Genomic DNA, 24,612 nt, shown 5'->3' on the forward strand with positions numbered 1-24,612 from the left:
AATAGATAGTAATGCATTGTACCTAATTTGAAAAGTGCATTTTACACAATTGTTACAATATTTAATCAGGGTAACGTTCTTTTATCTCGAGGAAAAGCTCTAAATTGTTAATAAATATGTCGACTAACTTAGGTTCAAACTGTTGACCACTTTGCTGTTTTATTAAACTAAGTACATCATCTAATGGCCATGCTTTTTTATAACAGCGGTCACTGCCCAGCGCATCAAATACATCTGCAAGAGCTGTAATTCTTCCTACAATATGTATATCTTTACCCGAAAGTTGGTTAGGATAGCCACTGCCATCCCATTTTTCATGATGTAAATGCGCGATCATAGAACCGCATCGTAGTACCTCATTAGACGAACCACTGAGAATATCATAACCCACTTGCGCATGAGTTTGCATGATCTGCCATTCTTTAGGATCAAGCTTGCCAGGCTTATTTAAAATTTGATCAGGAATGCTTATTTTTCCAATATCATGCAGTGGTGAAGCTAGTTTAATTATTTCCGATTCAAAATTATTGAGTCCATATAATTTTGCGAGCAGCTCACTATAAAGCGCAACACGCTTGACGTGTGAACCTGTTTCCTTGGAACGTTTTTCAACAGCTTCACCTAAAATATAGGAAAGTTCTTTTTGTGACTCTTTGACAATTTCACGCAGTTTTAAATTATCGTAGGCTAGGGCAATGTTATTTGCGAAAAATTCCAATAGCTGATGTTCAGTTGGGTCGAGTTGTGAGCCTTTGTGAACATAGAGCATCGTTTCAAGGCCTGCTTGTGTTGGAAAGTAACCAATATAATCATGCGAGGTTGCCTGCGTGGATTTACGATTGTGAGCTTCTACAAATAAATTTTTAACATTTTCAGGGATTGTATTGTTACTAGGTTGAGTCTCTACACCTGAAACCGCAAGTAGTTTAAAGTCTGTAGCCGGTGAAGTTTGTTGGTTTACAGCGGCTGCGCAATATATTTCAGCATCATCAAGGCCCATTACGCTTGTGACATGGGATAAAATCGTTGATGCGAATTCATGGACACTTTCACACTTTAAAAAAGAGCTTGAGGCATTAATAATTTTTTCCAAGCCTTTTTTATGTCGTTCAATAATTTGAATATCTCGGTGGGCACGAAGAGCGGAATACAATAATGTTTTCATCTTTATGGCTGTTAATTCAGTTTTATTTTTATAGTCATTGATGTCGTACTCACGGATCACTGACTCCTCCGGGGCTTCACCAGGTTGGCCTGTACGAAGTATTAAGCGGATATCGTGGTTATTAATTTCATCACGAATAAATTTAATAAGATCAAGGCCTGCATGGCTGGTTTCCATAACTACATCAATCAACCCAACTGAAAAATCGAGATCTTGTTCAAGCAACTGCTTTGCGGCTTTAGCCGAGTAGGCATGATGAAAACGTAATGCTTTATCTTCAAATGTGAATCCAGAGAGCACTAGTTTGGTTACTTGGTGGATGTCATCTTCGTCATCTACGACTAGTATTTCCCAAAATGCATGCTCAGTCTGGGCAGTCGACTCTTCAGTAACCACATCTTCAGAAAATAAAAAGTCGTTCACATCTACACCCTTAAGTTTTATCGTTCACCTAAGTAGTATAGTGCTTGTTTTTTAGTCTGCCTTATTGCTTAATGGTTTTTTTTCAATGTTTTTAAGTTCTATTTCAATTGCATCACAAGAAATATGTATTTCATATAACGAAGTCAATAAAGAGAGGGCGAGGCAGGCTAAGCTGGTGCCAAATAAAATGACACCGGTAGTGTCAAACTTTATAAATAATGCAAACATTGAAAACGTACACATTAAAAAAGAAGCAACACCATATACTTGCATTGTTCTTATGAGCTTAATGCGTTTCCTTAGGTTTGTAATTTGTGCTACAACGAGAGGGCGAATAGTATCACCTTCGCGGGCGTTTAATTCCCGAATTAATTGTGCTAACACTAAAAACCGGTTGGTGTATGCCAACAGCAGTAAAGAAATAGCAGGAAAAAGTAGTGCAGGTGTAGTGAGGGACATGATGACTTCCTAGATAAGAATTACCTTGCTTAGAGTAGCTTAGGGTCAATTAATCACAAAGTAAAAAGAGGTTCGTATTGCAAAATAAAATAACGAATGACAGCGCAGAACAAGCACCTTTTGAATGGTTAACGGTCTATTCTGCGGCTGATGCTATCGAAGCGAACATAGTTAAAGGGTTATTACTAAATAGCTCCATTGAATGCCAGTTACTCGGTGAGTCTTTGCAAGGAGCTGTTGGAGAAATCCCTTTAGATCAAACTCAGGTGAGGGTACAGGTTTTTGCGATAAAAGAGCGCCAGGCGCGCCAAATATTGGTAAACTACACACAAGTAAAACAATCCGCTCCTGATTGGGTATGCCCCAATTGTAATGAGCATAATGGACCAACATTTGAAATATGTTGGTCTTGTAGGGCGTTACAGAATGACTAAAGCGAATAATTTTCAGCGTATACGAGAGCTTAACTATTTACAACAAGCGGTATTAGCCGGTGCACTTATTGAGCGTATGCTCCCTAATTATGGTTTGTTCAGTGAGGCAACAGGGTTTGGTGACGAAGCAATATTGCGCAGTGCGCTTAACGTATGTTGGGAAAAAATTCTCTTACCAAAAAGTAAAATCGATTTAGAAAAGCAAATTGAGAAAATAGAGCCTAATGTTCCTGAATTAGCCGATTTTGATATGTTTGGTACTTACCCAGCGATTGATGCAGCTACCGCTTTATTGAGTTTGATGCATGGTTTGATGGCTCAAGATGAGCAAGAATTTATTAGCATTAGTAAAATATCACAAGCGACAGTTGCTCGATTTATTGAGTATCAACTGACAGTAGAAGGTGAGATTGCTGATAATCAAACTATTAGAGAGCATCCGTTAATGCAATATGAAATCGAAGTGCTAGGTGAAATGATCGATTTTGTAGAGCAAATGGGGCGAGTGACATCTGAGAGCACTAAAGCATTAAAGCAGTTGGCAATCGCTGATGGTCAAACCAATATTGGCATAGCTTTATAAAATTAAGCAAAGTATTTGCAAGAGAATAGATTTGGTTTAGGAGAATACAGTCGTGCGAATTTTAGGTATTGAATCATCGTGTGATGAAACTGGTATTGCAATTTACGATGATGAACAGGGTTTACTTGCCCATCAGTTATATAGTCAGGTTAAAGTTCATGCTGATTATGGTGGTGTTGTTCCTGAACTTGCATCACGCGATCATGTTCGTAAAACGTTACCATTAATAGATGCTGCATTTGAGCAAGCAGGATGCGGCCCTGAAGATATTGATGGTATCGCTTATACCGCAGGTCCTGGGTTGGTAGGGGCATTATTAGTGGGTACTTCTATTGGTCGTTCACTTGCGTACGGCTGGAATATTCCAGCCGTTGCAGTACATCATATGGAAGGGCATTTATTGGCACCAATGTTGGAAGAAAACGTTCCTGAATTCCCATTTATTGCTTTGTTGGTATCTGGTGGGCACACCATGATGGTTAAGGTTGAAGGTATTGGCCAATACGACGTTTTAGGTGAATCAGTAGATGATGCAGCTGGCGAGGCATTTGATAAAACAGCAAAACTACTGGGCCTGGATTATCCAGGTGGCCCAAGGTTAGCTAAGCTTGCAGAGCAAGGTGTTGCAAAGCGATTTGTTTTTCCACGTCCGATGACAGATAAACCAGGATTGGACTTTAGTTTCAGTGGTTTAAAAACTGCAACAGCAATAGCCATTCGTAATAATGACGATGATGAGCAAACTAAAGCGGATATTGCACATGCGTTTCAAACGGCAGTGATCGATACGTTAGTGATTAAATGTAAGCGAGCGTTAAAGCAAACGGGCATTAAACGTCTTGTGATGGCGGGTGGGGTAAGTGCAAATGTGCAATTACGCGCGCAATTAGCACGTGTGATGCAAGGCATGAAAGGTGAGGTTTACTATCCGCGTACAGAGTTTTGTACTGATAACGGTGCAATGATTGCTTATGCAGGTATGCAGCGTTTAAAAGCAGGGCAGTTTGCAAGCCTTGATATGAAAACTAAACCTCGCTGGCCAATTGATAGCTTAGATCCTATTTAGTCGGTGTATTATTAGGTGGCGACTTTTTCTTGTCGCCAATCTTAGGTTCTTCACCACTAAATAAGCGTTTAATATTTGCGCGGTGGCGAAAAATAATCAAAATAGTTAAAAATGTAACTGGCAGAGTGTAAAGTGGCTTAATCCACCATGTGTAGAGTGGCGCTAAAGAAACAGCGACAAGAGCACCTAAAGATGAGTAACGTGTAATTGCAACTATAACAACCCATGTTGATATTAGTAACCCACCGAGAGATAAGCCAATTGGTAGTAATGTGCCAAAAGCGGTTGCAACAGCCTTACCGCCTTTAAAATGAAAAAACACAGGGTACATGTGGCCTAAACATGCAGCAACACCAATTAAGCCCAGTGTTAATGGATCTAATTGTAAAAAATAAGCACCCCATACCGGAATGGTACCTTTTAGGATATCAAAGACTAAAACTAAACAAGCGGGTAATGTTCCCCCTAGACGGTAAACATTCGTTGCGCCGGGGTTATTTGAACCATGAGTACGAGGATCGGGCAGTTTGAATAGCCGTGACACTAGGATAGCCGATGAAATCGACCCTAGTAAGTAGGCTAAAACTAACATTAAAACGGCTATCACGCGCTTCCTTATTTTTAAATCATTCTTTTTCGGCTATCATTGGCCGCAAAAATAGCCTTGCATATATTTGCGATTTCAATATCCGCGTACTTAATTGTGCCTATAGGCTATTGTATGGTTAATTTTTACATAATAAAACACACTTGAAGTGTATAAGCGTTATAAATACAAAATATAGCGTATGTAAACTCTTAAATAGAGTTTGAATCTTTGTAAGTTGGAGCAGTTATGGATAAGGTTTTTATATCGCAACTACATGTTGACACTATCATAGGTGTATACGATTTTGAAAAAGAAACTAAGCAGAGTTTATATTTTGATATCGAAATGCTGTGTGATATTAAACCCGCGGCAAAAACAGACGATATCAATTTAGCACTTGATTACTCAAAGGTGAGTGAGCGTGTTATTGCTCATACAACAGCAAAACCATTAGAGTTATTAGAAACATTGGTTGAACAATTGGCTGCAATTATTTTGGCTGAGTTTAATACTGATGAAGTAACTATTCGAGTTAGTAAGCCGGCAGCGGTAGCACAGGCAAACACTGTAGGTGTGCAAATTACCCGTCGCAAGGCAAGTTAAGATGGCACAGATTTATATTAGCCTTGGTTCGAATGTTAATAAAGAACATTATATTCAACAAGCGTTACTTGCCCTTAAATCGTATTTTACTCCTATTGAGCATTCTTCAGTGTTTGAAAGCGAAGCTGTTGGCTTTGCTGGTAATAATTTCTTTAACTCTGTAGTTGGCGCGCAAACAGATATGCCGTTATTACAGCTGTGTGAGTTATTAAAAAATATTGAACGAGATAATGGCCGTACTCTAAACGATAAAAAGTTTAGCCCAAGAACACTCGATCTTGATCTACTTTTTTACGATGATATAGTTTGTGATTCGCCAGCTCAGTTGCCTCGTGATGAAATAACAAAAAATGCATTTGTACTTCAGCCGCTGGCTGAGATAGCCCCTGATTTTTATCATCCTGTAGCTAAGCAAACGATCGCGCAGTTATGGGATACATACAACAACCCCAAGCAAAAACTATGGAAGGTGGAGTTTATTAACCCATGAGCATTATCGAAATTATTGTTTTAGCCCTTATTCAAGGATTGACCGAGTTTTTACCTATATCAAGCTCCGCTCATCTTATTCTTCCTTCACAAATTCTTGGCTGGCAAGATCAAGGCTTGGCCTTTGATGTAGCTGTACATGTTGGAACGCTTATTGCGGTTGTTATTTACTTTAGAAAAGAAGTCGTCGAAATACTCGGCGCATGGTTTAAATCATTTGGTGCGCAAGGCACAACAGACGACAGTAAACTAGGCTGGTGGATTATTTTAGGGACTATACCAGCTGCAGTACTGGGTTTACTTTTTAAAGACTTAATTGAGCTTTATTTACGCAGTGCCTGGGTTATCGCCATCACCACAATTTTATTTGGCTTATTACTGTGGTATGCGGATGCAAAAGGCAAGCAAACCAAAACAATTTACCAGTTAAATTGGAAGTCGGCACTAATGATAGGTATGGCGCAAGCCATGGCCATGATCCCGGGTACATCACGTTCAGGCATAACCATGACGGCAGGCTTGATGCTCGGTATGAATAAGCAAAGCGCAGCGCGTTTTTCATTTTTGCTGGCAATTCCTGTCATCACGATGATGGGGCTTTATTACACAGTAGAGCTTGCATTAGGCGATGAGATAGTTGATTGGACTACGTTAATTTTAGGCGCTGGTTTATCATTTATTTCAGCGTATGCCTGTATTTTCTTATTTTTGAAAATCATCGAGCGTATGGGAATGATGCCGTTTGTGATCTACAGATTACTACTCGGTGTAGGTCTAATTGCTTTTTTGATGATTTAACAGTATTGGAATTGAGATAAAATTAGGCAATTTATCTGAGAAAAAACACCTCGATTTCGTAGGTGTTTTTTTTTACTTTTTTGGCTAAACTGAAGTGGTTTTTAATAATTGATTATAAAAGGGATACAAATGGAATTTAAAAAATCATTGTTAGCATTAAGTGTAGTTGCTGTTCTATCAGGGTGTGGAGGGTCTTCAGACAATAAAAAACCAGAAATAACGGATCCTGTTGTTACCGATCCGGTCACCCCAGTTGTAAGTGAAGCACAAGTAAAAGGCGTGGCTTCTAAAGGGACATTAAAGAATGCACAGCTGACATTTTATAAATATGAAAACGGTGAAGCCATTGAATTGACGGCTGATGAGCTTGGAGATTCTAGTTTAGTTACAGATGAAACGGGTCACTATAGTGTTTCGTTGAAGGGTGTTGCAGGGCTTGTTAAAGTTAAAGTATCAGCCAGTCAAGACACCGCATCACCGACAATTATGGTATGTGATGCCCCCGTAGGTTGTGGGAAAAATGAGGCAGATCAAACGATAGCTTATGGTGATGACGTTAACTTAACGGTTCAAGATCCTGAGTTTTCACTTACATCAATATTAAACCTGCCGCAAGGTGAAAGTAATAGCGAGAACACATCTAACATCACTCCACTAACGCATATTGCCACTGAGCTTGCGCAAAGTCGTGGTGCAATTACTGAGCAAACAATAAGTGATGCACATTCTCAAATTGCGAATGTATTTGGTCTGATCGGAGCATTAAATTCATTAGCGCCTACCGCAATTGAAAATCCTTCAGCGATTTTAAACGAAGAGAATATCTCTGCAGTACGTTATGCGTTGATCAATGCAGGTATTGCAAACGCATTATACTCTGATGCTGGGACAGATAACGTAAGTGCTAAATTGAGCTCAGCAATTACTGATTTAGTCGCCGCTGATGGCGGTATTTTAGTTACTAATGCAGCGGATGATGATGACGAGTTTGAATTTTCAGTCGAAGATGTTTTGTCTGGTGCAGAGCAAGCTACATTGCAATTAATTGAAATAATAAAAAAAGACCCTCAATTAGTTACAGAGTTAAGTGGTTTAGATGCGCTTGAACAGTTAGTAACAAATCTCGTAAACGAAAAAAAGGCTAAGGCCGCAGAAGCGGGCGACAGCGGTCGTATTAAAGGCAAAGTTAGCGATCAAACACAAGGTGATGCTATCGCAAAAGCCGCGGCTATGGTTAATGATATTCGCCTGTTTGCTAATCTATTTGATGTTACTAAATCGTCAGGAGCAGACTTTGAATCTGAAGGTGAAAAATTTGTATCATTGGTTGAATCTGCAGGAGATATGGTTGCAGAGCAGGGTGATAGCTTTGCGTTATTAAGCGATGTAATTGAGGCAGTTACACAAATTAATCAACAACGACAAGAAACTGATAATTCAGCAACTATGTTTGATTTAAAAGATTACTTATCAACAGGTGGCGCAGGTACAGTCATACTTGATGAAGAAAATCTAACGTTTAAAGTAACCGCAGCGGCAGGTACAGAGTCACTGACACTTGATATCGCGATCAATGCGTTACAAGATAATCAGCAATATCAATTAGCGCTGTCTGGTATGGCTGAAAATGATGCAGTTAAATTTGAGATTACACAGGGTAGTCATGCAACAATCAGTTTAGACCGTGCTGTAACACGCGCGCAAATTGAAGCGGGCGATGTGGATGCAGAGCCGATTAAAGGAGAACTGAGCCTAACTGTTGAACTGGCACAAAAGTCGACAGAGACAGTGACTAACCCAATTAGTTTTAAAGGGGCGCTCACGGGAGAGCTCTTACCTGTCAATGTTTATAGCGCGGATACTTCTAACTATGATGCAGAAACTGCATGGGATTATACATTAGAGCAAGACACACTTATCTTACCAAAAATGGTTAGCTTAAGTGGAGAGTTTTCATCACTACAAGGTGAAATGATCAAAGCAACCGCGACAGTTAATATTAAAGATTTAGCGGCTTATACACCGCCAGAACTCAAGGGTTTTGGTAAGTTAAAAGAAGATATTGCAGCTGTTGTTGTGAACGAAGCGAATTCACAGCTATCACTTTCTGTTAATAATGATGAAACTGTAACCGACTATACTTATAGCAAAACGAGTGAGCAAGCTGGCAACTGGAAAATTGAAGCGCAGCGAACCACCGATATTGAAGGTTACTTCCAAGGTGAATTTAAGCGCGAAGTATTCACTTTTGATGGGGTGCAGTATTATTACTACAATTTTCATAATACCAATAATGATCAGACCTACGGTTTTGTTGAATACATAGAGCAATCTGAATCTTCACAGTTATTTGTTATTAGGCAGACTTATCAATACTTTACAGATTATCGTGATGGTGTATTGACCACAAAAAGCGGAAATGAAGTTAACGTTGATGAACTTCATTTCTTTCGCAGTCAAAATGAATTTTTTAGCTATGATGAGGCCGTTAATAACTTACTAATTAGAATAAACGCAGATCCTGCCACATTGAATAATATCAGTGATTACTTTAATAACGAATTAAACGGTGGGTTTGGCGTTGCTGTTGGTGGTGAAGGAGATTATCGTTTAATTAATGATGACGCTCAGATCAGCGCCGGGGCTAACGTAGATTTAGATGCGTACCTTGTATCGCCAATTTTAGATGAATTGTTGACTATAAGTGTTAGCAATAACGCCAATAACCTGACAGCTACAGTGGAGGGTAGTAGTAGCCAAGATGTTGTTAGCGTAGTGCGCACCGATGAGTTCAATGTTAGCGTTAACAGCACGCGAACCTATTCAGGTGGCGAGTCAACTCAATCACAATTGGTATCATCGAGCAAAGCAACGGCTCTAGGTGATGAGTTATTGGTGGCTTCATGGCGTTCTTATAATCAACAACCGACTCTCCAAATGGGTCAACTTTATCGTCCAATAGATACCAATGCTGATCAAATAGCTGATCATTATCAATGTTATGGAGCTGTTTTTAGCAACGAAGCGGGTGAATACGTTGATGGTAGCGGCCAATTAATAGATTTTGATACCTATGAATCCTATTGCGGTGAATATGAGTCGTTAGCTTCAGCGATTCGTTATGATAGTGAGATTGGCAGCTTTGGTATTAACAGTAATTTTGCAACGTTTACAGCTGTTGATGTTTTTACTGCTCAAATTGGTGGTTTCAGAGGGCCGTGGCTACCACAGCCTAATGAAGGCGATTCATTCCAAGCACGCACTTTCTATGGGCATGTTGATGGTTTAGGTAAAGTTGCAGCTGATTTTACAAGACCTGAACACATGGATTGGGCTGTCGATGGTGAATATAAAATCGATATGTATTTGGCTCAACCTGAACTTGGAACGGTTGTTGAAGATGAAGATACATTCTTAGATATCAATGCTGCACTTAATGTGCAGGTCAAGGTCGGTGAATATAATCTTGATTTAAATTTGAGCGGCGAAAGAACGGACCTTGATGATGGTAAGCTGGCTCTTGATGTGAAGTATCAGCTTCCTAATAGCGATAAACAACGAAGTTTCATGGTCAAATATGATACTAAACTTGAAACCTTATCTGCAGTGAACGCTGAAAATGTGACTTTGATGTTAGCTGAATCTGACGGTGGTGATACAGCAGAGCAAGTGTTAGGAACTATTATGGTTGGTGATGAAAAGGCAGCTGAAATAGTTAAGCGAGAAGGGCTTGTTCTGATTGTTTATACTAATGGTACAGTTGAAAGTTTATAGTTAGCTTATTGTGAGTCTGGGCCAGCTTTAGCTGGCCTTTTTTATAAGAAATAAAAAATGAACATTAAGAGTTTTTTTAGTTGTACTTTATTGTTTAGTTCAATGCATGTAATTGCGCAGCATGAAGTATCAACCTATGTATATTCAAATAGCTTTAGCAATATAGCGCCTGTTTTGGAGCTTGCTAAAGATGAATGGCAAACACCACCAAAAACCGACGCAGACAACGGTTTTTCACAAACGCGGATTGGCTTAAGTTATCAGCCGAGTGATTGGCAGCAATTTACTTTTCATATAGAGCAGCGGTTGGACTACTTTGTAAAAAGTAACCCCGACACTGCTTTAGGCTACTATCAAGAAAGTAATAAAACGCCCTTACTGAGCAAAGAAAACTACCAGGCTAAACTAGACTACTTTGCAAACCGCAGTAAAGGGCTTGGTATTACATTTGAACATCAGTTCGAATTATTTCTACTTGGTGTAAAAGGGAGTTACTGGGGGGTTGATTATTTTAGGCACTCATTCGTGAGCGGCAATGTTCAAGGTCGCGAAGATAATAGTTTATTAGGCGAGTTAAATTACCAAGAGTACTACACGCACAATAACTTTTTAAAACGTCCAAATAATGGAGGGTGGGATAACAGTGGCAGTGGTTATTCATTTGATGTATTCACAGAGTTTATGCCATGGGAAAATGTGTTAGTTCGCGCAAGTTTTATTGATATTTATAACCAATTTACAGTTGATAATGTCGGTTTTACGCGTGCCAATATTAATACAAAAGGTAGTTTTGTTGATAACCAAGGGTTTAGTAGTTTTCGCCCACTCCTAAAAGGATTTGAGGGAGAAAGTGAACATGATTTTAGGATCCCAGAACACGTTGCTATTGAGTTGTCATATAAACAGCGAGAGCTGAGTTATGTTGCCAACTTACTCCGTCAAGGTGATATCAATTTTGTACAGCTTGGTGTTCAGCTGCCCTGGGGAGAAAGCCAGATTAAACTACTTATAGACCCTGTTAACTTAGTACCTAAACTGGGTTATGAAAGTGAGTGGTTTGATTTTTCGCTTGCCATGGATAAGTTAAACCCGAATAAAGCGATGCAGTTATCGTTAGCTGCGCGTATAAGCATCTTATTTTAATAAGCTTGCTGTGATTAAAATAAAACGCCTTACTCGACGAGTAAGGCGTTTTTTATTGCTCTAAAACACGTTTAAATTAGAACGTGTATTTAGCACCTAGTGATATACGGCGTCCTTTCACGTCAAAGAACTCACCATCATCGTAAGTGAACGGATTACGTGGTGGTTCACGGTCTAGAATGTTGTTAACACCTACACGTAATTGTAGCTCATCTAAGATGTTTGTTTTATACATAAAATCAAACGTCGTGTAAGATGGGATATCATTATAGTTATTCTGTTCAATGCTCCAGTCGTTGTCATTAACAGTTGCATGACGATAATTCATTGTTAATACGTAAGCTGAGTCATCATGTGAGTACACAGCATTAAAACGACCTTTCCAACGTGGAGAGGCTATTTCACCTACATCACTACGAAAATCTTCAGCACGACCAGTTGAGTTACTGTTGTCGTCAATTAGGTAGGTTGCAGTTAATTTTAGTGCTAAGTCACCAGAGAACAACTCAGTACGGTATGCTGATTCAACATCAACACCTTTTTTATTAATAACAGCGGCATTAATTGGGCGAGTGAAGAAGTTTTCAATTTCACCCGTTTTTTCATTACGCACAACGTTACTACAGAAAGGGTTATCTAAAGATGATGACTCATAACATAGTTCAACACTATTACGGCCAAAATACTCAATGGCGCCTTCCACTTCGAATGACCAATAATCAAGAGTTAGATCTAAACCTTCAACAAACTCAGGAGTATAAATTACACCAACGGTGTAATCGTTAGATGTCTCATTTTTAAGGTTTTGGTTACCCTGAATATAGCCCGGTAAGCTGCCGGCTGCTAGCCATGCGTCCGAAGGTTTCCATCCTTCAGCTAAACCTGCTGCTTGACAGTTTTTAATTACGTTTGCTTTATACTTACTACCTGATGTAGCAATTGAGTCAGCTCTACAGACATCCGCGCGGCCTGAGCTAAATGTTTTTGAGTTAGGTGTAAATAAATCACCTATATTTGGTGCACGCACTGATTTAGAGCGATTTAAACGAACGCGAAGTTCATCTGTTACACCCCAGTTAAGCGCCAATTTCCATGCATTATCTTCACCGGTGACTGAGTAGTCCATGTAACGTAAAGCTGTTTCAAATGTTAAGTCAGTTGCTAGAAATACATCCTCTAGTAACGGGATGGAAATCTCAGCTGATAACTCATTGACATCAATTTCGCCATCCATTGGTAAGCTTGAATTACCAAAGATTAAGCCTTTTTGCATATTCTCAGATGGTGTTGTAGTTGCTGATTCACGACGGTGCTCTGCGGTGAATGCGGCTGCAACGTAACCAGCTGGAAGTTCAAAAAGTGAACCGTCTACAGTTAATGCAAAAACAACTTGGTCGTGTTGTGCAAAGCGGGTTGCGGTAGTACCAATATAATCTACTTGTGCTTGCGTTGCTGATGTAGCCCCCATAGTATTAAATGGTGTACAGCCTTCAATTGCGCCAATTACTTCGCCATCATCATTACGTTTAGCACAAACAACATTACCTTGATATTCAACGGCATCAATAGAGTTTGCTAGATTTTGCGTTAATACTTCACCAGTCCACAGTGTGTCTTGCTCAATACGACCAAACTGCGCATATGTTGAATAGCCCCAATCATCGCTTATGATGCCTTCAACGCCAATAGAGGTACGGAACACTTCACGCTCTTGGTTATATGCGCGGTCGCCCCATAGATTTTCATTGGCTTGACGAAGAGTGACTGATTTTAGTTCGTTATCATCCATTAACTTAGCCATGTCATTTTTTACAAATGCATTATCACGGCGAATAGTATGACGGAAGAAAGCCGGTGTACTTTCAGTAGTCGATTCAGTGTTTGAGTAAGTAAAGTCAAACGTTAATGTATGATCATCATTTAGTTGATAAGTACCGTAAGCAGAAGCAATAAGGCGCTCTAAAGGAGTTTGAAAGTAGCTTTTATAACCATGACCAAATACGCCGTCACCATTGCCGCCTTCAAAATAGCTATTTGATGGATTTGCAAGCTTGTTCTCGTGATCAATCAATGCTTGGTTTGGATTTGGGATGCGACCAGAACCCATCTGAAAAGGACGAATATTTCCATTTTCATCAAAGGTATAGTGGTGGTTGTTGTAACCATCATCTGTAAAGGCACCTTTTGAGAAGAAATCACCGCCTTCAGAATAATAAGCAAGGCCTGTAGGTTTACCTAAAATAATACGCTCAGGAATACCATCTGTACCATTTAAATTGGCAGGATTAATGTATGTGTTAACTGGATTTCGGTAAAAGTCACGACTTAGCTTGCCGTAACTTTTATTCTCAGTGTAGTTAACTGATGCAATGAACGATAATTTATCACCTTCCATACCACCGGTGATAGAGAAGTTATTTTGCTCACCACCACTTTGCTCAGGGCGAACAGTTGAAACGTCAAACTCAATACCATCCATAGATTTTTTAGTGATGATATTTACAACACCGGCAACAGCGTCAGCGCCATATACAGCTGCAGCACCACCGGTTGCAATTTCAATGCGTTCGATCATCGTCGTTGGAATGTTATTTAAATCAACAGCGGTGTCGCCAATAGAGCCTGGAACAAAGCGACGACCATTAACAAGCACTAATGTACGTTCTGAGCCTAAACCACGAAGGTCAGTAGTATTTAAGCCTGACGCGTAAATTGAATTGGTTGTTGTCTCTGGTGAAAGGCCAACAGTCGCTTGCGGCATGTCTGCAAGTAAATCATTTACATTGGTGATACCTTGGTTTTCTAGCTCAACACCGCTTATCACAGTAACAGGAGTCGGAGAGGTCAAATTAAAACGTTTTATTTTTGACCCTGTTACTTGAATGCGCTCAACGGGTTTTACGTCAGTAGTTTCTTGTGCAAATGCACTTGATACGCCAATTGTGCCAGTAATTAATACTGCGTTAACTGCTGCTGTAATAAGATTTAATTTTTTCAACATAATACCTTTTTATTTTGACAAGGTTTGCCCGCAGGGCAATTAAACTTGATTGAACTTGCAAAGGGTCAACATTGTTAGCCATATTAACTTTGACGTTAAATATATGCCTTTCAATGTAACCAAATGTAATTTAGCGCTATGTTTTATCACAGTCCCTAAATGGAGTCTTTTATGTGGCGAATGTGAGTTTTGTTGCTAAAAAGTGCTTTTTGTTTTTATTGTGGGTATATGTTGGTATTGCATTGTTTTTTATTAATATTATTTGTAATCATAGATTTACACATTTACTTTTTGTAATTTATTAAGTTGTTTTTATATTTTACAATTAACTATTTTGCAATTGTACGTCAATAACTTTGCTTTAAAATTGAACTTCAATGTTAATTTTGCTCAAAAAGTGACGAGTGATATTTGAGCAGTTGAGCAAGAGTAGGGGAACTTTTTAGTTTATATGCTATTAGTTACCATCTAGCACAAGTGTTGTGTTAGATGGTAATGGTAACTGAGCACTATTTTTGGCATTATGTCAGCTTCATTTTTTATCTCTTTTTTAGTGCTGCATAAGCTATTTTTAGCGGCAAAGGAATAATATGCATATTCATATTTTAGGTATTTGTGGCACTTTTATGGGCGGTATTGCGGCGATTGCTAAGTCGCTTGGGCATACTGTAACGGGCTCAGATCTAAACGTGTATCCACCAATGAGCACACAACTCGAAGAGCTAGGTATTAAATTAATGCAGGGCTATGATGTCTCTCAGTTAGACCCTGCGCCAGACATGGTTGTGATTGGTAATGCAATGAGTCGCGGTAACCCATGTGTTGAATATGTATTAGATAAAGGGCTACCTTATACCTCAGGCCCTGAATGGTTGAAGCATAATTTGCTGCAAAATTCATGGGTACTGGCTGTTGCAGGTACTCACGGTAAAACCACTACCGCAAGTATGCTGGCCTGGATTTTAGAATATGCAGGTTTAAAGCCGGGTTTTTTAATCGGTGGCATTGTGCAAAATTTTGGCTTGTCTGCCCGAGTTGGCGAAACGCCATTTTTTGTTATTGAAGCCGATGAGTACGACACTGCATTTTTTGATAAACGCAGCAAGTTTGTTCACTACCTACCACGCACGCTTATTTTAAATAACCTTGAATTTGATCATGCGGATATTTTCGAAGATTTAAACGCCATTAAAAAACAATTTCATCATTTGATGCGTACACTACCAAGTAGTGGCAAAGTAATTTGGCCCCAGCAAGATAACGCATTGCAAGCTGTGGTAAAGCAAGGCTGTTGGAGTGAAAGTGAAACACTCGGCGCAGATTGGGACTATCAGCTTATCAAGGCTGATGGTAGCGAGTTTACTGTGTTACTTAATGATCAGAGTCAAGGCACTGTAAAATGGCAAGCGTTTGGTGAGCACAATGTGAAAAACGCGATTATGGCAATTGCTGCCGCGCGTCATGTAGGTATTGCTATCCCGCATAGTATTGCGGGGTTAGGAGAGTTTATTAGCCCAAAACGCAGAATGGAGCTTAAAGCGGATATTGCCAATATTAAAGTGTATGACGATTTTGCTCATCACCCTACGGCTATCACTACAACACTTGCAGGGCTGCGCGCAAAAGTGGGTGATGAAAAAATTATCGCTATACTCGAGCCGCGTTCAAACACTATGAAAATGGGTGTGCATCAACATACCTTATTAGCGTCGTTAGTCGATGCTAATGATGTGTATCTATTTGAGCCTGACAATTTAGCATGGTCATTAAGCGAACAAGCAAAACAAGCAGAAATGGTATGCTTAAGCAATATCAATGAGATCATTGAGCAAGTCGTTGCAAGCGCTCAGCCACAACAACATATTTTAATCATGAGCAATGGCGGCTTTAACGGCCTTCATGATAAGTTAATTACCGCTTTGCAGCATAAATTTATACAGTAATAAACCGGAGCGACAGTGCAATATAAAGAAACCATTACGCTTGCCTTTAGTGGCGCGTCAGGTGCGCCATATGGCTTACGATTACTTGAAGTATTGCTCGCGCAGCAGTTTCGCGTGTATGTGTTGATCTCAAGTGCTGCTCGTGTAGTACTTGATACTGAATCAAACATAAAGTTATCAGGTAATGAAGATAAGGCGACCGAGCAATTAAGTACATTATTTAATGCACCAGCAGGTCAGTTACAAGTATTTGGTAAAGATAACTGGTTTAGCCCGGTAGCGTCAGGCTCTGCCGCACCGAAAAAAATGGTTGTATGCCCGTGTAGCGCAGGGTCAGTCTCTGCGATTGCAATGGGGGCGTCAGATAATCTATTAGAGCGTGCAGCAGATGTAGTGATTAAAGAGCGCGGTCAGTTAATTTTAGTGCCACGAGAAACACCATTTAGTGAAATTCATCTTGAGAACATGCTAAAACTCGCCAAGCTTGGGGTGACCATAATGCCTGCGGCACCAGGGTTTTATCATCAACCGCAAACCATTAATGACTTAGTTGACTTTATGGTTGCGCGTATTCTAGATCATTTAAATATTGAACATACCCTCACTAAGCGTTGGGGTTATGGGGAAGGGAAATCATGAGTAAAGCACTTGCTTTGAATATTGAAGGCCTTACTAAGGTTTATAAAAATGGTGTTGAAGCAGTCAAAGGCATTGATCTGCAAGTGTATGAAGGCGATTTTTTTGCATTACTTGGGCCTAATGGCGCGGGTAAATCAACGACCATAGGCGTGATTTCGTCATTGGTTAATAAAAGCCAAGGCAAAGTGGAAGTATTTGGTCATAACATTGATACCGATTTAGAAGCCGCTAAATCGCAGCTTGGTCTTGTACCGCAAGAATTTAACTTTAGCCAGTTTGAAACCCTTACACAAATATTAGTTAATCAAGCCGGTTACTATGGTGTACCGCGAAAATTAGCCCATCAGCGAGCTGATAAATACTTAGCACAATTAGGCTTACTCGAGAAAAAAGACAAACAAGCGCGTACTTTATCGGGCGGTATGAAGCGTAGGTTAATGATTGCCCGTGCGTTAATGCATGAACCAAAACTGCTTATTTTAGATGAGCCAACAGCGGGTGTTGATATTGAGCTGCGCCGTTCTATGTGGGATTTTTTACGCCAAATTAATGAGCAAGGTGTAACAATTATCCTTACGACACATTATTTAGAAGAAGCTGAATTATTGTGTAAAAATATCGCTATTATTGACTCAGGTATTATCGTTGAAAATACCACGATTAAAGCATTGCTTGCCAAATTAGATAAAGAAACGTTTATCCTGGATTTAAAACAACCAGTACAGCCGGTTACAGTCACGCTTGATGGCTATAAATTTACAATGGCTGATGATCATACCATTGAAGTAGAAGTGGCAAAATCACAAGGTTTGAATGCGGTATTTACAGCATTAACTGAGCAGGGTAATACCGTACTTAGTATGCGTAATAAAGCGAACAGGTTAGAAGAGTTGTTTGTCGGTTTACTAGAGCAAGGGCGGGGCAAGTAGATGTTTAAATATGGCGTAGCCTTAAAAAGTTTATGGTTTAAAGAATGCATTCGATTTTTACGTATTTGGATTCAAACCTTAGTGCCACCTGCGATTACCATGAGTTTATATTTTGTGATTTTTGGTAATTTAATAGGCTCTCGTATCGGTGATATGGGCGGTTTTAGCTATATGGAGTTTATTGTTCCTGGTCTAATCATGATGTCGGTGATCACTAACTCCTACTCTAATGTGGCTTCAAGTTTTTATTCAACCAAGTTTCAAAAAAGTATTGAAGAGCTATTAGTCGCGCCAGTGCCTAATTATATCATTGTGCTGGGTTACATGGGCGGCGGTATGACGCGTGGTATGCTGGTGGGGTTAATTGTTACGTGTGTATCTTTGTTATTTGTTGATATTCAAATCCATAACGTATTTGTGATCATAGCGACGGTAATATTAACATCAGCGGTATTTGCATTAGGTGGTCTGATTAATGCTATTTACGCGAATAGCTTTGACGATATTAGTATTATTCCTACCTTTGTTCTAACACCGCTGACTTATTTAGGTGGGGTATTTTACTCAATCACGTTATTACCAGAATTTTGGCAGGGGGTATCGCAGATTAACCCAATTATTTATATGGTTAATGCCTTTAGGTATGGCTTTTTAGGCGTATCAGATGTTGATTTATCTGTTGCATTTGGTGTGTTGTTGTTATTTATTACAGCACTATTTACAGTCGCGTTGACGTTAATTAAAAAAGGTGTGGGGTTAAGACACTAATGAGTGATGCAAATTCACGAAGTATTGTATCTAATCAACAAGGCTTGCATGAAAAGCTGGATGAGATAGTTAATAAACATTTAACTGCTGAGTTTAAAAAACCCATTGCAGCGCATACGCAAATGGCATTTGATCAAGTAAATGAAAAAGTGCAGGCTTTTGCTGGGCCCATTATTTTAGATTCGTGTTGTGGCGTAGGCGAAAGCACTGCTAATTTAGCAAAGCGTCACCCAGATGCGTTAGTGATAGGTATTGATAAGTCATCACATCGTTTAGATAAGCATGACATTGAATACAAGCAAACAGACTCGGGCCAGTATATTTTAGTGCAAGCTGACCTTAATGATTTTTGGCGTTTAGCTGTTGCTGCCAATTGGCAGCCAACGCACCATTATTTGTTGTATCCAAATCCATGGCCTAAAGCTAAGCATATTCAACGGCGTTGGCACGGCGCTGCTATCTTCCCATTCATCGTTAAGTTAGGCGGGTTACTCGAAGTTCGCAGTAACTGGGATATCTACGTAAAAGAGTTTGCTCAAGCATTACAGTTGACTGGGCAGCATTGTGAAGTAGAACTATTTAGTAGCGATACCGCCATTACTCCGTTTGAGAGAAAGTATTGGGCGAGCTCTCAGCAGAGCCACCGATTAGTGGTTGCGCTGTTATAGTCTTTTTTAAACGACTACTTATTTGTGGCGCTGGTTCGGCAAAGTAATAACCTTGCATCAGCGTCACATTTGCCTTTAACAAGGCATCGACAATCGCTTTATTTTCTACCCATTCAGCAATCAGTTGTAAGTTTAGTTGCTTTGAAAAGCTGGCAATGTGCTCAATATAGAGATATATATCTTTATCGTGAATTATTTGTCTGATCAATGTACCGTCTAGTTTAATGCCATCAACTTCTAATTTTAAGACATTAGATATATTAGAATACCCAGTACCAAAATCATCAATGAAGACCTTTACGCCTCGTTGCCTAACCATTGCAATAAACGCTTTAACTTCAGAAAAGTTAGCGATAGCTTCTGTTTCGAGTAACTCTAAGGTGATATTTCTAGGTTGAGGATAACGTTTTAGTTCACTTTCTAAAAACTCACTTAAACCGGGGTCAAGCATATCTTGGGCGGTAATATTTATACTCCAGCATATACTGGTTTTTCGGAATCGTTCAAAGCATTGCGTTAGCATAGATCGCGTTAACATGCCGTCCATGCGCGAGCGGTTTACAACATTTAAAAATGCGTCAGGTTTTAATATTTCACCTTGGCAAGTAATCATCCGAGCTAAGCATTCATATTGGATTATTTTGTTATGCGTACTGTCATAGATTGCTTGAAAATAGGGAACAATGCGGTTGTTTTCAAAGGCCTCTCTAACTTCTTTTGCCATTTCAACATTGTATTGGTATTGGCTTTTTACATCATGTAGAGCTTTTGAGTAATTAACAACAGTATGACGCCCTTGCTTTGCTTGTAGTGCGGCAATGTGGGCATTCTCAAGTAGCATAGATTTATTGCCGTTAGCGATACCAGCGCATAAAGTAATATAAATAAATGGGTTAGTAAGTAGTGGGGTGCTGCAATTATACTCTTCAATAATGTTAACAAAGCTGTTGTTATTATCATCGAATGAAGTAAGTAAAACAATCTTATTCGTTGCTAAACGAAATATTCGGCTGTCGGTTGGCCGGCGTTTATTAAAGTGCTCTAATAGGTTTTTCATTACTCTGTCGCCAACTTCGGTGCCATAAAAGCTATTTATATCTTCTATTTCATTGACCCAGATAACAGCAAGTTGCATATGGTGAAGTGGTGATTTTTTGATGAAATATTCAAGCGCAATATGATTGGCAAAGCCACTAGCTGAATCAGTCGATATGGCACGCTTTAATAAAAATATATAAATGCCAGCAACCAATAACGCAATGAAAAAGAAAAAGCTAGCCATAGCAGCTGCTTTTGAAGCACTTAACTGTAGACGTTGATTTAGGTCATAAATAGTAATATCGGCACCAGTAATATAAGTAACACCATTACTATCAACAAAAGGAATAAAGATTGTTTTAAAGTGGCCCCATTGATCTTTTGATATTTCGAATATAGGTTCAGTAGAATAAAAAGCGCCTTTATTAGCATCGGTTGCTTCAGGATAGAGGTCAAGAAGCTGTGTTACTTTCCCGATATTTTGATCCTTTTGGGTATAACTTGAGGCGCTGAAATGGACTTGTCCATCTTTTAAAATCATCGCGTAAACATAGGCAATATCGAGAGTATTGGCAAACTCTGATAGTTGGCGACTTTTTTGTTGATATTCGCTGCGGCTGATATGTAGCCCCGCATTGAGTTGACGATGATAATCATCACCCAATATATGCTTTACACTTAGTGCCGCATTAAGCAAACGAGTATCAACACTTTGCATAATATCATTACGCGTGCTGTGGTATGTGTAGTAAACGTAAGCAAGTAAGCTGATAACAAAAACGACAAAACCGGCCATTATCCATTTGGTTCGTATACTTCCTTTTATCATGTGTGCCTCTTTTGTGGTCGCTACACCATTATACAAAAAATGGCTGTCTCAGCTATAAATAAATTACGGCGCATTTTAGCAGCAAATATTAATCAATTTATCATTAATTTGTCATGCAATTGACTGCTTTTATGGCTTTATACGAGACATTACTACTCTATTGCAGTAAAGTTAACGCATTTCGTAGAATCATTGTAGCTGGCGTTGTTTATGCTAAGGGCCTTTAATTGGGTCTTTGGATAAAAGAAAGCTACATTTACTGGGTATAAAGATGGATCAAAAGCGTTGTGCCGTCGCCTCTAAAGAAACTCTGATGCGTATATTTACCGTGCCTGAAGCACCTGACTCAACTTTGAGTAAAATCGAACTTGAGATCTCGAGCAACTTAGCAGGTTTTTTAAATGAGAACATTGCGGCAATTGAAAAGCCATTGCATGAAATTGAAAAAGATTTTCAATCAGCGGTGATCCCAGAAGATCCAACTTTTGTTTCAGCTTATGCGCAGGACATTATGGAGCAACTTGTTGCTCATTCAGTGCATACAGCCGCGCCAAGCTTTATTGGCCATATGACTTCAGCGCTACCGCATTTTGTGCTGCCACTATCTAAGTTGATGGTGGGCCTTAATCAAAACCTGGTAAAAATTGAAACCTCCAAAGCATTTACTCCCCTTGAACGCCAAGTGCTTGGCATGATGCATCATTTAGCATACGGGCAAGATGACGGTTTTTATAGTAAATGGATGCACAGTGCTAAAACATCACTCGGTGCATTTTGCTCTGGTGGCACAATTGCAAATATTACCGCGTTGTGGATTGCCCGTAACCGTTTGCTTAAAGCGGATGGGGAATTTAAAGGGATTGGTACACAGGGTTTAATTAGTGCCATGCTGCATTATGGTTATAAAGGCTTAGCGGTACTGATTTCTGAGCGTGGCCATTATTCATTGGGTAAATCAGCTGATTTATTAGGTATTGGTCGTGATAACTTTATAGCCATTAAAACGGCTGATAACAATAAGGTCGATGTTGATGCAATGCGCGCGAAAGCACATGAGTTAGAAGCGCAAGGCATAAAAGTGATGGCCATAGTAGGCGTAGCGGGCACTACTGAAACCGGCAATATTGATCCACTTGATGCCATGGCTGATTTAAGTGCAGAGCTTAACTGTCATTTTCATGTAGATGCTGCCTGGGGGGGGGCAACTTTATTATCGCAAACTCACCGATCACTTCTAAAAGGTATTGAGCGAGCAGATTCAATTACTATTGATGCGCATAAACAAATGTATGTGCCAATGGGGGCGGGGCTCGTGTTATTCAAAGACCCCACAGCGACGGATGCTATTGAGCATCATGCTGAATATATTTTACGCAAAGGCTCAAAAGACTTAGGTAGCCATACGCTCGAAGGCAGTCGCCCAGGTATGGCGATGTTAGTGCATGCTTGCTTACGAGTAATTGGCCGTAAAGGCTATGAAATATTGATTGATAAAGGCATAGAAAAAGCACAGTATTTTGCTGAATTAGTTAAAGCGGATGACGATTTTGAGCTGATCTCAGAGCCTGAATTATGTTTGCTAACATACCGTTATGTACCAAAGAAAATTAAGCAAAAAATAGCAGAAGCAGACGAGCAAACACGGCTAGATATTTTTGCCTCACTAAATCGTTTTACCGCCAGTATGCAAAAACGTCAACGAGAAGCTGGGCGCTCATTCGTTTCGCGTACACGTTTAACACCAGCTCAGTATGATCATCAACCTACCGTGGTATTTAGAGTGGTACTTGCTAACCCACTTACATCACAGAGTATCTTAAAAGATATTTTGGCTGAGCAAAAAGAACTGGCTAAAACAGATCCTGTCTTTAAAAAATACTTATCTAAGTATATGAAGTAATAATTAATGGTGTTAGTTATGTAATTAACACCATTAATGCTTTGTACATTAGCTAAAGCAACTCGCTTTAATCATTTCACTAATAATAGTTTGCGATGGTTTTATTTTTTCCATCGCTAAAAACTCATCCGGCTGATGAGCTTGATTAATAGAGCCTGGCCCCATAACAATGGTTTCACAGCCTAATTGCTGAATAAACGGTGCTTCAGTACAGTAATTAACTGCGACCGCTTTCTCGCCAGATATTTTTTCTGCCAGTTTAACCAATGCCGAATCAGTGCTGCCGGTGAAAGCGGGAATTGGCTCGTGCATATCGACCACACTCACTGAATCTGGGTATTGATTGTTTATTTCAGCGGCCATTTTTAGCAGCATCATTTGCAATTCTTGTACGCTTAAACCTGGCAATGGGCGCATATCAATGTGCATTTCGCAGCAGCCACAGATACGGTTTGCATTATCGCCACCGTGGATATGGCCTAAGTTTAAAGTAGGGTAAGGAATAACAAAATGCTCAACTGCATACTTATTCTTTAATTCTTCTTTTAAAACTAATAATTTTGCAATCACTTTATGCATTACTTCAATGGCGTTTAAGCCGCGCTCAGGATCAGAACTGTGACCTGAACGACCCACTACTCTAATAGCACTGCTCATATGCCCTTTATGCGTGAAAACAGGCGTCATATCAGTAGGTTCACCAATAATACAGCGGGCGGGCTTTAAATTTGAGTGCTTACAAATTTGTTGCGCGCCGGCCATGGTCGTTTCTTCATCGGCGGTGGCTAAAATCAAAATTGGCTGTGTTTGTGCGCCTTTATCTAGTTCATTGATAGCGTGCAATACAAAAGCAAAAAAACCTTTCATATCAATGCTTCCTAATCCATATAATTTATTATCGTGCTCACTTAATTTAAACGGATTGTAGTTCCAGCGGCTATCATCAAATGGCACGGTATCAGTATGACCAGCAAGCATTAAACCGCCATCCCCTTGGCCTCGTTTTGCGAGTAAATTAAAACGACCTTTAGCGCCCGACAATTCTGTTATTTCACATTCAAATCCAAGGCTTGTACACCAAGTGGCTAATAAATCAATCACCCCTTTATTACTCATAGACAATGACTCATCCATAGCACTAATTGAAGGCGCAGCGATCAATTGCTGATACATAGATAAAAAAGACGGTAATGACATAAAAAAATCCAAAATAAGTATTCAATCTAATTGCATAACAATATAAAAGTATTTATGATGAATATCAATTCACTTTTTAAGCATAAATATATTAAAGCGATGCAATGAATATAAAACGACGATAACCCAGTTTCATTCCTAAAATAGTGTGTTTATGCACTGTTAAACCCGATT

At 39.5% G+C, this 24,612-nt stretch carries 20 protein-coding genes; 14 read left to right on the plus strand and 6 right to left on the minus strand.

Translation table 11 applies throughout. From position 1 onward, the window contains the following. Window positions 1–61 precede the first annotated feature (61 nt). Window positions 62–1,588 carry a DUF3369 domain-containing protein gene (locus ADS77_RS14765; protein WP_054455107.1) on the minus strand — a complete coding sequence of 509 codons (1,527 nt, stop codon included), beginning with the start codon at window positions 1,586–1,588 and terminating at the stop codon, window positions 62–64. 51 nt (window positions 1,589–1,639) lie between these two features. Beyond that, window positions 1,640–2,047 (minus strand): DUF2721 domain-containing protein, encoded by a 408-nt coding sequence (locus ADS77_RS14770; protein WP_054455109.1) that lies wholly within the window; start codon window positions 2,045–2,047, stop codon window positions 1,640–1,642. Between the two features lie 77 nt (window positions 2,048–2,124). On the opposite strand from ADS77_RS14770, the gene ADS77_RS14775 reads away from it, so the two are divergent. Genes ADS77_RS14775 through tsaD form a run of 3 tightly spaced genes read left to right on the plus strand, consistent with a single transcriptional unit; the run spans window position 2,125 to window position 4,130 of the window. Beyond that, window positions 2,125–2,481 carry a DUF2007 domain-containing protein gene (locus tag ADS77_RS14775; RefSeq protein WP_054455111.1) on the plus strand — a complete coding sequence of 119 codons (357 nt, stop codon included), beginning with the start codon at window positions 2,125–2,127 and terminating at the stop codon, window positions 2,479–2,481. Continuing rightward, on the plus strand, window positions 2,474–3,064 hold the full coding sequence (locus ADS77_RS14780; protein ID WP_054204350.1) for a YjaG family protein: 591 nt from the start codon (window positions 2,474–2,476) through the stop codon (window positions 3,062–3,064). The genes ADS77_RS14775 and ADS77_RS14780 overlap by 8 nt, the downstream gene beginning before the upstream one ends. A 52-nt stretch (window positions 3,065–3,116) precedes the next feature. Continuing rightward, the gene (gene tsaD / locus ADS77_RS14785; RefSeq protein WP_054204349.1) at window positions 3,117–4,130 is read left to right on the plus strand and encodes a tRNA (adenosine(37)-N6)-threonylcarbamoyltransferase complex transferase subunit TsaD; all 1,014 of its coding nucleotides are present in this window, start codon (window positions 3,117–3,119) and stop codon (window positions 4,128–4,130) included. Here the strand turns inward: tsaD and plsY are convergent. After that, window positions 4,123–4,737, minus strand: a complete 615-nt coding sequence (gene plsY, locus ADS77_RS14790) for a glycerol-3-phosphate 1-O-acyltransferase PlsY (protein ID WP_054204348.1) — start codon at window positions 4,735–4,737, stop codon at window positions 4,123–4,125. The genes tsaD and plsY overlap by 8 nt on opposite strands. Window positions 4,738–4,965: 228 nt before the next feature. Here plsY and folB point away from each other — a divergent pair, with 228 nt between their 5' ends. From folB to ADS77_RS14815, 5 genes are all read left to right on the plus strand, one after another. Continuing rightward, window positions 4,966–5,322, plus strand: a complete 357-nt coding sequence (gene folB, locus ADS77_RS14795; protein WP_054204347.1) for a dihydroneopterin aldolase — start codon at window positions 4,966–4,968, stop codon at window positions 5,320–5,322. 1 nt (window position 5,323) lies between these two features. Then, the gene (gene folK / locus ADS77_RS14800; protein ID WP_054455114.1) at window positions 5,324–5,812 is read left to right on the plus strand and encodes a 2-amino-4-hydroxy-6-hydroxymethyldihydropteridine diphosphokinase; all 489 of its coding nucleotides are present in this window, start codon (window positions 5,324–5,326) and stop codon (window positions 5,810–5,812) included. Beyond that, complete coding sequence (locus ADS77_RS14805; RefSeq protein WP_054204345.1) at window positions 5,809–6,609, plus strand: undecaprenyl-diphosphate phosphatase; 801 nt, start codon at window positions 5,809–5,811, stop codon at window positions 6,607–6,609. The genes folK and ADS77_RS14805 overlap by 4 nt, the downstream gene beginning before the upstream one ends. Window positions 6,610–6,738: 129 nt before the next feature. Next, on the plus strand, window positions 6,739–10,383 hold the full coding sequence (locus ADS77_RS14810; protein ID WP_054455116.1) for a hypothetical protein: 3,645 nt from the start codon (window positions 6,739–6,741) through the stop codon (window positions 10,381–10,383). Between the two features lie 57 nt (window positions 10,384–10,440). After that, window positions 10,441–11,526, plus strand: coding sequence for a hypothetical protein (locus tag ADS77_RS14815; protein WP_054455118.1), 1,086 nt, complete (start codon window positions 10,441–10,443; stop codon window positions 11,524–11,526). 76 nt (window positions 11,527–11,602) lie between these two features. Here the strand turns inward: ADS77_RS14815 and ADS77_RS14820 are convergent, their stop codons facing one another. Beyond that, entirely contained in the window at window positions 11,603–14,527 is a 2,925-nt protein-coding gene (locus ADS77_RS14820) for a TonB-dependent receptor plug domain-containing protein (RefSeq protein WP_054455119.1), read from the minus strand. A gap of 590 nt (window positions 14,528–15,117) precedes the next feature. Here ADS77_RS14820 and mpl point away from each other — a divergent pair. The 5 genes from mpl to ADS77_RS14845 are packed head-to-tail and all read left to right on the plus strand — an operon-like array spanning window position 15,118 to window position 19,474. Beyond that, a complete protein-coding gene (mpl, locus tag ADS77_RS14825) occupies window positions 15,118–16,470 on the plus strand; it encodes a UDP-N-acetylmuramate:L-alanyl-gamma-D-glutamyl-meso-diaminopimelate ligase (RefSeq protein WP_054455121.1) in 1,353 nt (450 codons plus the stop codon). Window positions 16,471–16,485: 15 nt separating this feature from the next. After that, window positions 16,486–17,109 (plus strand): flavin prenyltransferase UbiX, encoded by a 624-nt coding sequence (locus ADS77_RS14830; RefSeq protein ID WP_054204340.1) that lies wholly within the window; start codon window positions 16,486–16,488, stop codon window positions 17,107–17,109. Beyond that, on the plus strand, window positions 17,106–18,038 hold the full coding sequence (locus tag ADS77_RS14835) for an ABC transporter ATP-binding protein (RefSeq protein WP_054204339.1): 933 nt from the start codon (window positions 17,106–17,108) through the stop codon (window positions 18,036–18,038). The genes ADS77_RS14830 and ADS77_RS14835 overlap by 4 nt, the downstream gene beginning before the upstream one ends. Further along, window positions 18,039–18,806: an ABC transporter permease gene (locus ADS77_RS14840; protein WP_054204338.1), complete on the plus strand. Its 768-nt coding sequence runs from the start codon at window positions 18,039–18,041 to the stop codon at window positions 18,804–18,806. Further along, complete coding sequence (locus tag ADS77_RS14845; protein WP_054455123.1) at window positions 18,806–19,474, plus strand: tRNA (guanine(46)-N(7))-methyltransferase TrmB; 669 nt, start codon at window positions 18,806–18,808, stop codon at window positions 19,472–19,474. Before ADS77_RS14840 ends, ADS77_RS14845 begins: the two co-directional genes overlap by 1 nt. Here ADS77_RS14845 and ADS77_RS14850 read toward each other — a convergent pair. Further along, the gene (locus ADS77_RS14850) at window positions 19,404–21,341 is read right to left on the minus strand and encodes a GGDEF domain-containing protein (RefSeq protein WP_054455125.1); all 1,938 of its coding nucleotides are present in this window, start codon (window positions 21,339–21,341) and stop codon (window positions 19,404–19,406) included. The genes ADS77_RS14845 and ADS77_RS14850 overlap by 71 nt on opposite strands. A gap of 271 nt (window positions 21,342–21,612) precedes the next feature. On the opposite strand from ADS77_RS14850, the gene panP reads away from it, so the two are divergent. Then, window positions 21,613–23,241 carry a pyridoxal-dependent aspartate 1-decarboxylase PanP gene (gene panP, locus ADS77_RS14855; RefSeq protein ID WP_054455127.1) on the plus strand — a complete coding sequence of 543 codons (1,629 nt, stop codon included), beginning with the start codon at window positions 21,613–21,615 and terminating at the stop codon, window positions 23,239–23,241. Between the two features lie 48 nt (window positions 23,242–23,289). Here panP and argE read toward each other — a convergent pair whose 3' ends face one another. Further along, entirely contained in the window at window positions 23,290–24,438 is a 1,149-nt protein-coding gene (argE, locus tag ADS77_RS14860; RefSeq protein WP_054455129.1) for an acetylornithine deacetylase, read from the minus strand. Between the last annotated feature and the right edge of the window lie 174 nt (window positions 24,439–24,612).

It is taken from the genome of Pseudoalteromonas porphyrae, from assembly GCF_001298125.1.
GTDB classification, from domain to species: domain Bacteria; phylum Pseudomonadota; class Gammaproteobacteria; order Enterobacterales; family Alteromonadaceae; genus Pseudoalteromonas; species Pseudoalteromonas neustonica.

Coding starts and splice junctions, on each gene's coding strand:
- ADS77_RS14850 (WP_054455125.1), bottom strand. CDS start 21,341: ATGATAAAAGGAAGTATACGAACCAAATGGATAATGGCCGGTTTTGTC.
- ADS77_RS14840 (WP_054204338.1), top strand. CDS start 18,039: ATGTTTAAATATGGCGTAGCCTTAAAAAGTTTATGGTTTAAAGAATGC.
- mpl (WP_054455121.1), top strand. CDS start 15,118: ATGCATATTCATATTTTAGGTATTTGTGGCACTTTTATGGGCGGTATT.
- panP (WP_054455127.1), top strand. CDS start 21,613: ATGGATCAAAAGCGTTGTGCCGTCGCCTCTAAAGAAACTCTGATGCGT.
- ADS77_RS14805 (WP_054204345.1), top strand. CDS start 5,809: ATGAGCATTATCGAAATTATTGTTTTAGCCCTTATTCAAGGATTGACC.
- ADS77_RS14835 (WP_054204339.1), top strand. CDS start 17,106: ATGAGTAAAGCACTTGCTTTGAATATTGAAGGCCTTACTAAGGTTTAT.
- ADS77_RS14770 (WP_054455109.1), bottom strand. CDS start 2,047: ATGTCCCTCACTACACCTGCACTACTTTTTCCTGCTATTTCTTTACTG.
- ADS77_RS14815 (WP_054455118.1), top strand. CDS start 10,441: ATGAACATTAAGAGTTTTTTTAGTTGTACTTTATTGTTTAGTTCAATG.
- ADS77_RS14820 (WP_054455119.1), bottom strand. CDS start 14,527: ATGTTGAAAAAATTAAATCTTATTACAGCAGCAGTTAACGCAGTATTA.
- ADS77_RS14780 (WP_054204350.1), top strand. CDS start 2,474: ATGACTAAAGCGAATAATTTTCAGCGTATACGAGAGCTTAACTATTTA.
- ADS77_RS14810 (WP_054455116.1), top strand. CDS start 6,739: ATGGAATTTAAAAAATCATTGTTAGCATTAAGTGTAGTTGCTGTTCTA.
- argE (WP_054455129.1), bottom strand. CDS start 24,438: ATGTCATTACCGTCTTTTTTATCTATGTATCAGCAATTGATCGCTGCG.
- folB (WP_054204347.1), top strand. CDS start 4,966: ATGGATAAGGTTTTTATATCGCAACTACATGTTGACACTATCATAGGT.
- folK (WP_054455114.1), top strand. CDS start 5,324: ATGGCACAGATTTATATTAGCCTTGGTTCGAATGTTAATAAAGAACAT.
- ADS77_RS14845 (WP_054455123.1), top strand. CDS start 18,806: ATGAGTGATGCAAATTCACGAAGTATTGTATCTAATCAACAAGGCTTG.